Origin of the sequence: Asticcacaulis sp. YBE204, assembly GCF_000495855.1 — a bacterium.
Classification (GTDB): domain Bacteria; phylum Pseudomonadota; class Alphaproteobacteria; order Caulobacterales; family Caulobacteraceae; genus Asticcacaulis.
Window position 1 is genome coordinate 1 of the sequence record NZ_AWGF01000020.1, and the last position, 13628, is coordinate 13628.

Consider the following 13628-nt stretch of genomic DNA (forward strand, 5'->3'; position numbering starts at 1 on the left):
GCGCGCGGCGACCGGCGCGGGGGCAGGCGTCGCCGGCGCCACCGGAGCGCTCGGCTTTTTCATATTGACCGTCGACATGTCGAGCGGCGGCGGCACATTGGCCTTCGGCGGCTCAGGGGTATGACGGACGGGTTTGCTAGTTTTGTTGAACATAGTCTCCAGCCTTTACGAAGCGCGCGGGATTTTGAGGACGACCGTTGATCCACACCTCGTAATGAAGGTGAACCCCCGTAGAGCGGCCCGTCGAGCCCATTGCGCCTACCCGTTGACCGACGCCGACGCGTTGACCGGCCTTTACCGAGAAGGATTGCATATGGGCGTAACGGGTCTTGAAACCGTTACCGTGATCTATTTCGACACAGTTCCCGTACCCATTTCGGACACCGGAGAACGAAACGATACCGGGGGCCGTGGCATGGATAGGGGTCAGGAACGGACCTGCAAAATCAAGGCCAAAGTGGTTCTTGGGTTTACGCGTAAACGGATCGAAGCGAACGCCGAAACCTGAGGTCGTGCGCGTGTCGAAGGTCGGGCGCGCGAACGGCATCCCCTTGACCGATTTTTCGAGGCCGCGCATGTCCGACAGGTTCAGGGCCGCATTGCGGATGCGTTCGGCAAAGCCCTGATCGACGTTAAGAAAGGCCGCCAGTTCCTTGGAATCCTTGGATTCCAGCAGCGGACCACCTGACGCGCCGCCGCCGGAATAAGAGCTTGGGTTGAGGCCGGCGAGACGGAAGGCCAGGCGCAGGCGTTCGGCGCGCGACTTGGCAAAGGTTTCAGCCTTGGAGACCATGCGTTCCTGCTCGGCGCGCACGGCATAGACGCGTTCGACCGGCGGCAGGGTTTCGTCGATGCGGCCGGGTGCGAGGGCGGTTGCGGCACCCGGCACGCCTTTGAAATCTTTCAGGATCTGCACCAGAGCGCCATGACGCTTTTCGACCGTCTGTGCCAACTGCTCCAGCGAACCGGACGAGGCTTCGTTTTGCTGCATGAGGACGTCGAGGCGGGCCTGACGATCGGCGACCCAGCGCTCGGACTGCGCCTTCATCATCATGATCTGGCGATCTGGGCCGTTACCGCTGGAAATGGCCATGAAGATGACCGCGCCGGTGCTCATGGCCAGCCAGGTCAGGCCGATCGTCGCCAGAACCGCCAGTCCGAATTGCTTGCCCGTGCTGAGGATGTAGCCTTGCGTCTCATCGCCGGAACGGATGAACAGGTGCCGCTCCGGAAACGTTTGTTCCAGAGTATTCCGCAGGCGTTGAAAGCTTTTCTTACGCATCACACACACCTTACCCCAAGGAGTTTCTTAATTATGACTTAACCAAAACGGGTTTGGCAAGCGCTAATCGATTCGCAGGGGCGTGCAGTGCAGCGAAAATAAGGGCTGTCATGAAAAACAACAGGTTGAGCACCATTTCCATCGCCTGAACGTCCCATTTTGAGTGATACGGAAGGTTCATTTCAAGAATGATGCCGCATAACGCGGTTATGCTTATGTCGACTAAGTCAAGTCTTAACTTTCATTTGTTTCAAGGTATCGAGCACGGCTTGAACGTGGCCCTTGATGCGGACCTTGCGCCATTCGGCCTGAACCTGACCCTCTGGATCGATCAGGAAGGTCGAACGATCCGTACCCATATAGACCCGTCCGTACAGGCTTTTTTCGCCCCACGACCCGAAGGTATCGATGGTGGTGGTGCTTTCGTCCGACAGCAGCGGCATGGTCAGGCCGTGTTTGGTGCGGAACTTCGCATGGCTTTTAAGGTCGTCTTTTGACAAGCCGATGACGGTGGCACCCAATGCGTTGAAATCGGGCATGGCGGCCGTGAATTCCAGGGCTTCCTGCGTGCAGGTCGGTGTATTGTCGGTAGGGTACACGAACAGCACGACCCATTTGCCGCGCAAGGCCTTGAGCGTGAACGATTTCCCGTCGTCCGAGGGCAGGTCGAAGTTCGGCGCCGCATAGGGTTTGAATTCGGTTGCGGATGCTGCTTTTTTTGCCATGACAATGCCTTCGGTTAAGCTTATGGGATTAGAGGATAAATATCCATTCATCTAAACAATAGTGTCGTTTCATTCCGGGTTTCGTGAATAGGTTAATTGCCAAAATAAGACAACACTGGCGGCTCAGTCTGACGGGACTGATCCTGTTGATGATTGCCTGTTTCGTCATCAATCTGGCGCAGACCCCGATCCGCATCGATGGTCTCAAATTCCTGATCATCAATCGCCTTGAACGCACGGTACCGGGTGCGAAGGCCAGCCTGAAACACCTCGACCTCGTCTGGTTCCATGATACCAATGCTCTGGGCCTGCGCTTCGACGAAATGAGGTTGCAGGATGCGCAGGGTCGCGTTATCGCCTCGGCCGGCGAAATGGAAGCGGCCCTGGCCATCGACAGTTTGCTGGGGCTGCATCTGGCCCCGGCGCGGCTGACGGCGGAAGATTTTTTCGTCGCCATGTCAGTGTCGACCAATGGCCGCTATGAACTGGGTTACGACGCCAAGGGCGATCCGACGGCCTTTGCCATCGACAAGGCGTTTCTCGACCTGACCGGACCTGAGAAGCTGGGTCGCCCGATTAGCTTTACACGGCAATTTTCGCTCAAGGACGGCACGATCGCCTTCCGTCAGGTCGGCAGCGATCTCAAATGGCGGGCGCAGGTCGCGCATATCGATTTTACCAAGCGCAAAACACGGATCAAGACCGATATCGGTGTGGCGATCCTCAGCGAAGGCCAGACTTCTTACCTGACGGCGCATGCCGACGCCGAAACCGATCTCAAGACGGCGTCGCTCAATGCGCAGATCCGCGACCTGATCCCGTCGAAGGTCTTCCCCTCGGTCGGCGTGGCGCGGCCTCTGTCGCATTTCCGCGCGGCGGTCAACGGGCGCGGAAGCCTGAAATATTCGGCCAAAAATGGTCTGGAAAACGCCTTTGCCGATATTTCCGCGGGCCAGGGCAGCTACGCTTTCGGCAAGTCGGCGCAGGACTTCGACGCGCTGAGCCTCAAGGCCGATTACGCGCCCAAGACCAAGACGGTCGAGTTCAAGAGCTTCCGTCTCAAGTCGCGCTTCCTCGACACCGACCTGTTCGGCAAGGTCCATATCTCGCCGGAAGACGAAAAAACCAACCGCAAGATGGCAGTGGAGTTCGACTTCACCGGACCGCGTGTGACCGGTCAGCTGGCCGACGATTTCCCGGCCCAGACCCTGACCGACGTGCATTTCATCGGGGCCTATATACCGGACGATCGCGAGTTGACGATCCAATCAGGCAAGGGCTTGTTGGGTGGGGCGTCGCCGCTGACGACGAAGGGCCGCATCTATACCGATGAAAAAGGGCAACTGGGCGCCGATTTGACGGCGCAGGTCAGGGGCGTCTTCACCAAGGAACAGGTCTTTGCCTTCTGGCCGGAAAAGATGACGCCGGTGACGCGCGGCGACCTGATCCGGCGCATCAAGGGCGGGGTCTATTCCAACGCCGATTTCACGTTGAAAGCCCCGCCGGGGCATCTCAAGCCCGATGCGCTGGAAAACGAGGATTTGCGGCTAACCTTCGATTTCCGCGATATGGCGCTGAATTTTCATGACAAGCTTCAGGACGCGACGGGTCTGCACGGCAACGGCCTCCTGCTGGGCAGCCGCTTCGACCTGTTTCTGAAAGGCGGGCGGCTGGTCGAGGTACCCATCACCGGTGGCGGCGTGTCGGTGCCAAGTTTCAAGAAGAAGGATAATGCCGATACCCATATCTGGCTGACGGCCCTGTCCGGTGCGGCGCAACTGATCGAGGCTATCGATCCGCTCACGGGGGGCAATCTCGGCAAGGAAGGTTTGACACGGGAACGTTTGTCGGGCGAAGCCGAGACGCGGCTGGATATCAAATTCGCGACCTTTACGCCCCTGACCCTGAAAAATCTCGATCTGAAATTCAGTGGTAAAATCCGCAATGCCGGTTTGAAGCAGGCGGCGCTGGGCTGGGACCTGACCGAAGGCGATCTGACGGTGAGCGGTGATTATCTGGCCGATCATCTGGAGGTGCGCGGTCCGGCGAAGCTTGGGCCCTATGCCGGTGACATAGGCTATACGACGCAATTCGAGCCGAAGATGCAATATGTCGATTTCACCGGCAGCTTCAACGCGCGGCAATTCGGCGGCTCGCCGACGAAGCGCGTGGCCCTCAAAGGGAAGATGGAAATCTTCAATAATGTTGGCAAGGGCGAGATCGAGTCCGATATCTTCAATGGCACGGTCAACTGGGACGGCACCGAGGAGCGCCCGACCCACGTGACCCTGACCGGCAATACGCTGAGCGCCGGGATGAAGGGGCAGGGGCTGCCGATCTTCGCGCGCTTCAAGCCGGAAATTCCGACGGTCATCCGGCTTATTCGCGCCGGGGATATCTGGACCGGTGATCTGGAGGCCGAAGGTTTTTCCGGTGACCTCGGCTATCTCGACAGCGACCATCCGCGTCTGGTCTATAAGGCGACGATCACACCGGAGCGGGCGCAACTGCTAGGCATGGGCGCCTTGCCCTATTTCAATCAGGCTAGAAAACTGAGCGTTGATATCGGGCTGGACGCGGAGTCGCGCGAGGCCCGTATCCGGCTGGATGACATCGATTCCGTGCTCGACTGGACCGACGAAGGCGACAAGCCGCCTCTTCGGACCCTGACCACCAGTCTGACGCCGGAACAGCTGTATGCGATGGGCCTGCCGCGCGCCTGGTTTACGCCAACGCAGACCATTCCGGTTTTCGCGAAGTGGGAGCAGGGCGCGCAGGGTATCGGCGGCGAGGTCTTGCTGGGGACGCAACCGGTGCGCTTCGATTTGCCGGATACCGAAAGCGTCGATTTCACCTCAGGGCCGCCCAAGCCGTGGATGAAAATTTATGGTGATCTGGACGGGCCTTTCCTGAACCGGCTGGGTTATCTCAACCACAGTCTCGACCTGAAAGGGCAGGTCGGTTTCGCGCTGAGCCTGTTCCAGACGGAAAACCGCACGCCGGACGCCATTTCACCGGGTGAGATTTCAGCGGCTGTGCTGAATATCGATGCGACGCAAACTCAGCTTCAACTGGCGCGTAGCGACTGGGTCAAGCCTGTGGGCGAGGCCGCAAGCTTGGCGCTTAGTTTCGACGATCGTGGCGAAGGCGGCGGGATGAATATTTCGCGCATCCATGCCGAAGGCGCGCGGATCGCCATCGAAGGTCGCGCCTCGATGCTGAAAGACGGGACGTTCGACTATGCCGATTTCTCGCGCATCTACCTCAAGGATTTCGCGAATTTATCGCTGAAATTTTACGAACTGGATCACCCGTCGACGCGTATCGTCTCCATCAAGGGCGCACGACTGGATATTAGGCCGTGGTTCAATCCGCCCAAGCCCAAGACCGTGGTCGTCAATGGTGCGCCGTCGCCAGTGGTCGCGTCCGAACCACCGGTCGCCTATCGCGAGCCGCAAGCCCTGCCGCAAAGACCCTTACGCGTGCTGATCGACGTTGCGGCCCTGCGCGCGTCGGATACCGGCGTGTTCAGCGACGTCGAACTGAACGTCGAATGGGACGGTCGCAACCGCATCAAGGGCGAGGGCTCGGCCCTGACCGGAGAAGGCTCGCTGGTGACGCTCGATTTCGACCCCGAAGACGACCATACCGAATTCACCTTTGAAGCCGACAATATGGGCGATCTGGTGCGCACGGCCATCGGCGACAAACGCCTGACCGGCGGCACGGCGGTTGTCGAAGGCAAGTACCGCGACGGTCAGGTCGATGCGACGCTCAAAGGCGAAAATATCCGCGTCAGCCAGATTCCCGCCCTGGGTCAGGTGCTGACCTTGGCCTCGCTGCAAGGCCTGTCGGACACCCTGTCGGGGGCGGGTATTACGTTCAAGGATTACGAGTTCCCCATCCGCTATCGCAACAAGTATCTCTTTATCCGCAATGGCTGGGCCAAGGGCGAAGCCCTGCGCATCAATGTCTGGGGCTCATCCGATTTCGAGCGGCAATCGCTCGACTATCAGGGCACGATAATCCCGGCCTACGGCGTCAATGCCGCCTTTGCCGGGGTGCCGTTGGTCGGCGACGTGATCACCTCGAAGTCGGGCGAGGGCGTGCTGGGGCTGAAATACAAGCTGAAGGGCCGCTTCGAGACGCCTCAGGCCCAGATCGATCCGCTGTCCCTGGTCCTGCCGGGCTTCCTGCGACGGCTGCTGGACGAGGACCGCGTCGATCCGCTGCCGCCTATTCAGGTCAGTGAAAAGCGTAAAGATTAGAAGGGGGCAAGCCCCCTTCACCCGTTACTTGGAGCAGAGAAAAAGGCCAGCGCTTTATGCACCGGCCTTTCATTTTGCTCTAAGTTATGGGGTTTGGGGCCTGAGGCCCCATAACCTTTAAACCGGCTTCACCAGAACAATCTTCTTCTTGCCTTGCGACAGCTTGATCACGCCGTCAGCGTTCAGATCGCCCAGTGTCAAGTTTTGATTGCCGTCGGTGATCGCCGCGTCGTTGACGCGCAGGCCACCGCCCTGCGCCAGACGACGGGCTTCGCCGTTCGAGCCGGTCAGGCCGATCTTAGTTGCCAGCGCCGCCAGCATGATCCCGGCCTCAAGCTCAGAACGCGCCACCTCGACGGTCGGCAGATCGGCGGACAGAACGCCCTGTTCAAAGGCCTTCTGCGCCGTGTCGCGGGCGGTAGCGGCGGCGGCTTCGCCATGGACCATGCGCGTGGCGGCGTCGGCAAGGATCTTCTTGGCCTCGTTGATCTCCGCCCCTTGCAGGGCTTCGAGGCGCGCGATCTCATCCAGCGGCAGGTCGGTAAACAGGCGCATGAATTTACCCACATCGGCGTCTTCGGCGTTGCGCCAGTATTGCCAGTAGTCGTAGGGCGATAGTGCGTCGGCATTGAGCCACACCGCGCCGCCGACCGTCTTGCCCATCTTTGCGCCCGAAGCCGTCGTCAACAGTGGCGTCGTCAGGCCGAAGGCGGCTTTCTGGTTCAGGCGGCGGGTCAGTTCGACGCCGTTGACGATATTGCCCCACTGATCAGAACCGCCCATTTGCAGGACGCAATTATAGGTATTGTTCAGTTCGCGGAAATCGACGGCCTGCATGAGCATGTAGTTGAACTCAAGGAAGGTCATCGGCTGCTCACGCTCAAGGCGCAGCTTGACCGAATCGAAGGTCAGCATGCGATTGATGGTGAAATGCGTACCGAAGGTGCGCAGAAATTCGATATAACCGAAGCCCGACAGCCAGTCGTCATTATTGACCATGATGGCGTCGTTAGCACCCTCACCAAAGGTCAGGAAGTTGGTGAATACGCGTTTGATTCCGTCCATGTTCGACTGAATCTGGGCGTCGGTCAAAAGCGGGCGCTGAGTGTCCTTGAAGGTCGGGTCGCCGACCTTGGTCGTGCCGCCGCCCATCAGGACGATCGGCTTGTTGCCCGTCTTTTGCAACCAATAGAGCAACATGATCTGCACCAGCGAGCCCGCGTGCAGCGATGACGCCGTGGCGTCAAAGCCGATATAGCCCGTGATCGGTCCGGCGGAAGCCAGCGTATCGAGGGCTTCCGCGTCCGTGCACTGGTGGATGAACCCGCGCTGTTGAAGGACGTTGAGGAAATCGGATTTGAAGGTGGTCATGATCTCTAACTATCTGTTGGTTTTCAGCACCGTTTGGTGCGACAGTGCCTTTACCACGCACGACTTGCTTTGCCATAGGTATATTGCATGAAAATCATCGGCTTCATGACCGGAACGTCTCTGGATGGTATCGATATGGCGGTGCTGGAAACGGACGGCGAGGCGCAACTGAGCTTTGGCGCCTATGCCGAAAAGCCGATGCCGGTTGAGGTGCGCGCGGTTTTGGAAGCGGCGACGAAGGCGGCTTTGCAATGGCCGCGCGGCGAGGCGGAGCCTGAGATTTTCACCGAAGCGCGCCGCGTGATCGCTGATTTTCATCTTACAGCTCTGGATGAATTTGTGCGTGAAAATAGATTGAATTTAAAGAATTTCGACGCGCTGGGCGTGCACGGTCAAACCGTTCTGCACGAACGTCCGAAAGCAGGCATCAAGGGCCGCACGGTGCAACTGTTCGACGGTCAGTATTTCGCCGATCGCACGGGTGTGCCGGTCGTTTGCGACTTCCGTCAGGCCGATATCGAAGCGGGCGGCGAGGCCGCCCCTCTGGCGCCGGTCTATCATCGGGCTCTGGCGCAGGCGGCGGGTTTGAAGTTGCCGGTCGTGGTCGTCAATCTGGGCGGCGTGGCCAATATCACCGTGGTGCGTGAGGATGGTCTGACGGCGCTTGATACCGGCCCGGCCAGCGGTCTGATGGATCAATGGATGCGCCAGCATACGGGTTTGCTGTTCGATGAAAACGGCGCGGTCGCGGCGAAGGGCACGCCGGACGGCTATGTTGTCGGGGAATATATGCGGCATCCCTACTTTCTTCAGGGAGCGCCAAAGTCTTTGGATCGATACGATTTCACCTTGGATGCCATTTCGCATCTCGGCTTTGAAGACGGAATGGCAACCCTTTTGATGTTTACAGCGACAAGCCTGCGATTTGAAATTACCAGCCATGTAAAGAAGGCCAGCGCCATTATACTTTGTGGTGGCGGGCGGAATAATACGCATCTGGTTGAAGTCCTTACGCGGACCTTATCGGACATTGCACCCGTGGAGATTGCCGAAGACGTGGGTTGGCGCGGCGGCGCGATAGAGGCCGAAGCCTTTGCCTACATGGCAGCGCGGTCGCTGAGAGGCTTGCCGATTTCGTTCCCCGGCACAACGGGCGTTAAGGCACCGTTGATCGGGGGGCGGCTATTCCAGCCGTCAGTCCTCCGTCGTCGCGCCTGACGGTTTGGCGACCACATCGCCGCGCTCGATGCGGATCAGTTCCAGCACGCTGACGATCTGCTTCGACCGCCAGTGGCTGAGGAAATAACCCGCCGGGGCCGCCGTCAGGACGCAACCCCACTGGATGATCGCCGTCGTGTGTTCGCGGGCATAGCACGACACGCTATCCCCGGCTATTTCCGCCAGCAAGGCGATGACGGATAGCGGGATGGTCAGATAGCCGATGATGACGGCCTTTAGGATATGTTCCTGACGCTTTTCGTTCAGCGTGGCCAGATCGACGATGGCGGCAAAGATCGCGGCATCCACGCCCGCCAGCAATTCAAACGCCTTACGCGTCGATCCATTGCGCCGCAGACCGCTGACGAAATCGACGCCCATCATGGTCCACGCCCCCGGCGTCACAAACGCCGAGGGGATGAGGCTCCAGCCGGGAAACAGCGGCGTCAGCCGCTGCCACAAGGCCCAGACGGGCGTCTCGAAAACAAGGTCCGGGAGTTTGCCGGGCATGGAAAGCGCGGAACTATTCCAGTTCGCCGGCCAGACGACGGTCGAGATAACCACCGATGCGCTGTTCGACTTCGCTCAGTTGGTCGGTCCAGAAGTGGCCCGCGCCTTCGACGACTTCGTGGGCGATGGTGATGCCCTTCTGCGTGCGCAGCTTGGCGACGACGCGCTCGACTTCCGACGGCGGCACTACCGCGTCGGCCGAGCCGTTGAGGAACATGCCGGACGCCGGGCAAGGCGCCAGGAAGCTGAAATCATAGGCGTTGGCGGGCGGCGACACCGAGACGAAACCGTCGGTTTCCGGACGGCGCATCAGAAGCTGCATGCCGATATAGGCCCCGAAATTGTAGCCTGCGACCCAGAATTGCGATGCCGTCGGGTTCTTGGCCTGAAGCCAGTCGAGCGCGGTGGCGGCGTCCGCCAGCTCACCGATGCCCGAATCGAATTCGCCCTGTGATTTACCCACGCCGCGGAAGTTGAAGCGCAGGACCGAGAAGCCGCGCGTCATGAACAGGTGGAACAGTTGCACCGTCACCGGATTATTCATGTGACCGCCCGCCTTGGGGTGCGGATGCAGGATCAGGGCGATGGGAGCGTTTTCCGTTTTGCCGGCGGTATATCGGGCCTCAATTCGTCCGGCGGCGCCGGCGAGGATAACTTCAGGCATATAGAACCCTTGCTCAGTAACAAAAAGTGTCATGGTGCGGGGCATAATTCTTGACTATATTAGTCGGAATTACTAAGTCCGCTGCAAACGGGCTTTCCGCTGTAAGGCAAGCCGTTTAGCACACTCTTTTCGCTTTGCGCAGGTTTTTCGTCACAGAGATCAGCATGAGATTATCGACCAAGGGACGCTATGCCGTAATGGCCATGACCGACCTCGCATTGAATGCGCAGGGTAAGCCTATCTCCCTGTCTGAAATCTCGGATCGTCAGCAGATTTCGCTGTCTTATCTGGAACAACTGTTCGCGCGTTTGCGTAAGGCGGGCCTCGTCAAGAGCGCGCGGGGGCCCGGCGGCGGCTATTCGCTGGCGCGCAAGGCCGACGATCTGTTCGTGTCCGAAATCGTGCTGGCGGTTGACGAGCCGATCAAGGCGACGCGCTGCGCCCTGACCTCGAACAAGCTGGGGGCCAATAAGCGGCAATCCAAGGAAAGCGCGGCGCGCGAAATCGGCTGTATGCCGGGCGGGCAGCGCTGCCTGACGCATAATCTGTGGGAAGATCTGGGTTTCGCCATTCACGACTACCTGTCGACCGTGTCGCTGAGCGACGTGATCAACAAACGGACGCGCAAGCGCGTAACCATCGAAAACCGCGTGGCGCACGATCCGTTGCGGGAACTGGCCATATGAGTCGTACCCCCATCTATCTCGATCACGCCGCCACCTCGCCGATCCGGCCCGAGGTGCGCGAGGCCATGATCGCGGCATGGGATATCGGGGCCAATGCGTCTTCGGTTCATGCGCTGGGGCGCAAGGCCAAGCTGTTGCTCGAAGAAGCGCGCGATACGGTGCTCGCGCTGCTAAACGGCATCGGTTCGGCGCGCCTGGTCTTTACCTCGGGCGGCACCGAGGCCAATCAATTGGCCCTGACACAGGCGCGCGGGTTCGACCGGATCATTGTCAGCGCCGGTGAACACGACAGCCTCCACAAGGCGGCGGAATCCTACGGTCTGCCCGTGGCTTATGCGCCGCTGTTGAGATCGGGCCTCATCGATCTGGCAGCGCTTGATCAATTGTTGATTGATCGCCCGTTCGTCGCCGTCATGCTGGTCAATAACGAGACCGGCGTCATCAATCCGATCCGCTACATCGCCGACAAGGTTCATGCAGCTGGCGGTTGGCTGCACGTCGATGCCGTTCAGGCGGCGGGCAAGATCGAGATCGACATCGAAGCTTTAGGCGCTGACAGTCTGTCGCTGGCGGCGCACAAGATAGGCGGACCGCAGGGCGTCGGCGCGCTGATCTACAGCGCCGACCGTGACATCCGCGCGACTGTGCCGGGGGGCGGGCAGGAGTTCGGCTATCGCGCGGGCACCGAAAATATCGCCGGAATCGCCGGTTTTGCCGCCGCCGTGCGCGCGGTATCCGCGACCGATACCGGGGCGCAAACCGCTATTGAAGCGGCGTTGAAAGCCCTGGGTGCGACCATTGTCGGCGAAGACGCCCCGCGCGCGCCGGGCATCACCTGTTTCACCGTCCCCGACTGGACGGCGCAACTTCAGCTTATCCACATGGACATGGCGGGCGTCTGCGTTTCGTCGGGCTCGGCCTGTTCGTCGGGCAAGGTCAAGTCTAGCCGGGTGCTGGAGGCCATGGGCCTGAACGATGTGGCCGATAAGGCCTTGCGCGTCTCGTCCGGGTGGAATACGACCCCCGCCGACTGGCAGGAATTTTTGGATATCTGGTCAAAGGGTTATGAGAGATTTCTCGCCCGGAGCACCAGCAGAGTAAAGGAAAGCGCCTGATGGCCGCGGTCAAGGAAACGATCGAAACTGTTCAAAAGCTTGAGACCTATGAGCACGGCTTTGTCTCGGATATCGAGATGGAATACGCGCCCAAGGGGCTCAATGCCGATATCGTGCGCTTCATTTCGGCCAAGAAGAACGAGCCGGAATGGATGCTTGAATACCGTCTGGCCGCCTTCGAGCGCTGGCAGTCGATGGATGAACCCGACTGGGCCAAGGTCGAGTACCAGAAGGTCGATTATCAGGATCTCTATTACTACGCCGCGCCGAAGCCGAAGGCCAAGCTGAACAGCCTCGATGAGGTCGATCCGGAACTGCTGGCCGTCTATGCCAAGCTGGGTATCCCGCTGAAAGAGCAGGAAGTGCTGGCGGGCGTCGCCAGCGCGCCGAAATACGCGGTCGATGCCGTGTTCGATTCGGTCTCGGTCGTGACGACCTTCAAGGACGAGCTGAAAAAGTCCGGCGTGATTTTCTGCGCCATTTCCGAGGCCTTACGCGAATATCCTGATCTGGTGCGTCAATATCTGGGCTCGGTCGTGCCAGTGTCGGACAACTATTTCGCCGCCCTGAACGCTGCCGTCTTTTCGGACGGTTCGTTTGTCTATGTGCCGCCGGGCGTGCGCTGCCCGATGGAGTTGTCGACCTATTTCCGCATCAATGCCGAAAATACGGGCCAGTTCGAGCGCACCCTGATCATCGCCGACAAGGGGGCCTATGTCTCGTATCTGGAAGGCTGCACCGCGCCGATGCGCGATGAGAACCAGCTTCACGCCGCCGTGGTCGAACTGGTGGCGCTGGACGACGCCGAGATCAAATATTCGACGGTGCAGAACTGGTATCCTGGCGACGCTGAGGGCAAGGGTGGCATCTATAATTTCGTGACCAAGCGCGCCGATTGCCGGGGCGCGCGCTCGAAGGTGTCGTGGACCCAGGTCGAGACCGGCTCGGCCGTGACGTGGAAATATCCGTCGTGCATCCTGCGCGGGGACGAAAGCGTCGGCGAGTTCTATTCCATCGCCGTCACCAACGGGATGCAGCAGGCCGACACCGGCACCAAGATGATCCATCTGGGCAAGAACACCCGCTCGCGCATCATCTCCAAGGGCGTGTCGGCGGGTAAGTCGTCCAACACCTATCGCGGTCTGGTCTCGGCCCACGCCAAGGCCGTCGGGTCGCGCAACTTCACCCAGTGCGACAGCCTGCTGATCGGCAAGACCTGTGCCGCGCACACCGTGCCCTATGTGGAATCCGACACCGCTACCGCGCAGTTCGAGCACGAGGCGACGACGACGCGCTTGTCCGAGGATCAGCTGTTCTACGCCATGCAGCGCGGCCTGTCGCAGGAAGAGGCCGTGGCCTTGCTGGTCAACGGCTTCGTGCGCGACGTGTTGCAGGAACTGCCGATGGAATTCGCCGTCGAGGCCCAGAAACTGGTCGCGATCTCGCTTGAGGGGAGCGTGGGATGACGCTTTACCCGGATATCGAAATGCGAAAATCCAAGAGTATGTGGTTTGATGATGAAGCGTCGGACAGTCTTGGTCGTCCGGTCAAAATGTATTCTGTGGTTACGCCGATAGAGGTAATCAATCAGTACTATTCAGTAAGTGAACCGCCTCTAGTGGTTCACCCCGGAGAGCGACTGCTTGTTCTCGGTGCCGCCGATGGGAACAAAAGTTTTCTCTGGTTAGAAATAGATGAGAAGGCCCACTCTTTTGCAATGGCAGACATTTGCATTGCAGCGTCAAAACTTCGGAATGTTCATGAAGCCGGTGAAGGCTCAGCGTAAAAG

At 59.6% G+C, this 13628-nt stretch carries 11 protein-coding genes; 6 read left to right on the top strand and 5 right to left on the bottom strand.

Going from position 1 to position 13628, the window contains the following annotated elements; translation table 11 throughout:
• Nucleotides 1-136 precede the first annotated feature (136 nt).
• Both AEYBE204_RS37785 and AEYBE204_RS37790 read right to left on the bottom strand, forming a co-directional pair.
• A complete protein-coding gene (locus AEYBE204_RS37785; protein WP_023463863.1) occupies nt 137-1282 on the bottom strand; it encodes a peptidoglycan DD-metalloendopeptidase family protein in 1146 nt (381 codons plus the stop codon).
• A gap of 227 nt (nt 1283-1509) precedes the next feature.
• Nucleotides 1510-2007 (bottom strand): peroxiredoxin, encoded by a 498-nt coding sequence (locus tag AEYBE204_RS37790; protein WP_023463864.1) that lies wholly within the window; start codon nt 2005-2007, stop codon nt 1510-1512.
• Nucleotides 2008-2156: 149 nt separating this feature from the next.
• Between AEYBE204_RS37790 and AEYBE204_RS37795 the strand changes: the two genes are divergently transcribed.
• Nucleotides 2157-6275, top strand: a complete 4119-nt coding sequence (locus AEYBE204_RS37795) for an AsmA-like C-terminal region-containing protein (protein WP_023463865.1) — start codon at nt 2157-2159, stop codon at nt 6273-6275.
• A gap of 117 nt (nt 6276-6392) precedes the next feature.
• On the opposite strand, the gene tyrS is transcribed toward AEYBE204_RS37795, so the two are convergent.
• On the bottom strand, nt 6393-7646 hold the full coding sequence (tyrS, locus tag AEYBE204_RS37800; RefSeq protein WP_023463866.1) for a tyrosine--tRNA ligase: 1254 nt from the start codon (nt 7644-7646) through the stop codon (nt 6393-6395).
• A gap of 87 nt (nt 7647-7733) precedes the next feature.
• On the opposite strand from tyrS, the gene AEYBE204_RS37805 reads away from it, so the two are divergent.
• Nucleotides 7734-8864: an anhydro-N-acetylmuramic acid kinase gene (locus tag AEYBE204_RS37805; protein ID WP_023463867.1), complete on the top strand. Its 1131-nt coding sequence runs from the start codon at nt 7734-7736 to the stop codon at nt 8862-8864.
• On the opposite strand, the gene AEYBE204_RS37810 is transcribed toward AEYBE204_RS37805, so the two are convergent.
• Complete coding sequence (locus AEYBE204_RS37810) at nt 8841-9374, bottom strand: hypothetical protein (protein WP_023463868.1); 534 nt, start codon at nt 9372-9374, stop codon at nt 8841-8843. The genes AEYBE204_RS37805 and AEYBE204_RS37810 overlap by 24 nt on opposite strands.
• Before the next feature lie 13 nt (nt 9375-9387).
• Entirely contained in the window at nt 9388-10038 is a 651-nt protein-coding gene (locus AEYBE204_RS37815; RefSeq protein WP_023463869.1) for an alpha/beta hydrolase, read from the bottom strand.
• 164 nt (nt 10039-10202) lie between these two features.
• Here AEYBE204_RS37815 and AEYBE204_RS37820 point away from each other — a divergent pair, with 164 nt between their 5' ends.
• The 4 genes from AEYBE204_RS37820 to AEYBE204_RS37835 are packed head-to-tail and all read left to right on the top strand — an operon-like array spanning nt 10203 to nt 13625.
• Nucleotides 10203-10724 (top strand): Rrf2 family transcriptional regulator, encoded by a 522-nt coding sequence (locus tag AEYBE204_RS37820; RefSeq protein ID WP_031231521.1) that lies wholly within the window; start codon nt 10203-10205, stop codon nt 10722-10724.
• Nucleotides 10721-11839 (top strand): cysteine desulfurase family protein, encoded by a 1119-nt coding sequence (locus AEYBE204_RS37825; RefSeq protein ID WP_023463871.1) that lies wholly within the window; start codon nt 10721-10723, stop codon nt 11837-11839. Before AEYBE204_RS37820 ends, AEYBE204_RS37825 begins: the two co-directional genes overlap by 4 nt.
• The gene (gene sufB, locus AEYBE204_RS37830; RefSeq protein WP_023463872.1) at nt 11839-13305 is read left to right on the top strand and encodes a Fe-S cluster assembly protein SufB; all 1467 of its coding nucleotides are present in this window, start codon (nt 11839-11841) and stop codon (nt 13303-13305) included. Before AEYBE204_RS37825 ends, sufB begins: the two co-directional genes overlap by 1 nt.
• On the top strand, nt 13302-13625 hold the full coding sequence (locus tag AEYBE204_RS37835; RefSeq protein ID WP_023463873.1) for a hypothetical protein: 324 nt from the start codon (nt 13302-13304) through the stop codon (nt 13623-13625). Before sufB ends, AEYBE204_RS37835 begins: the two co-directional genes overlap by 4 nt.
• The last annotated feature ends 3 nt before the right edge of the window (nt 13626-13628 follow it).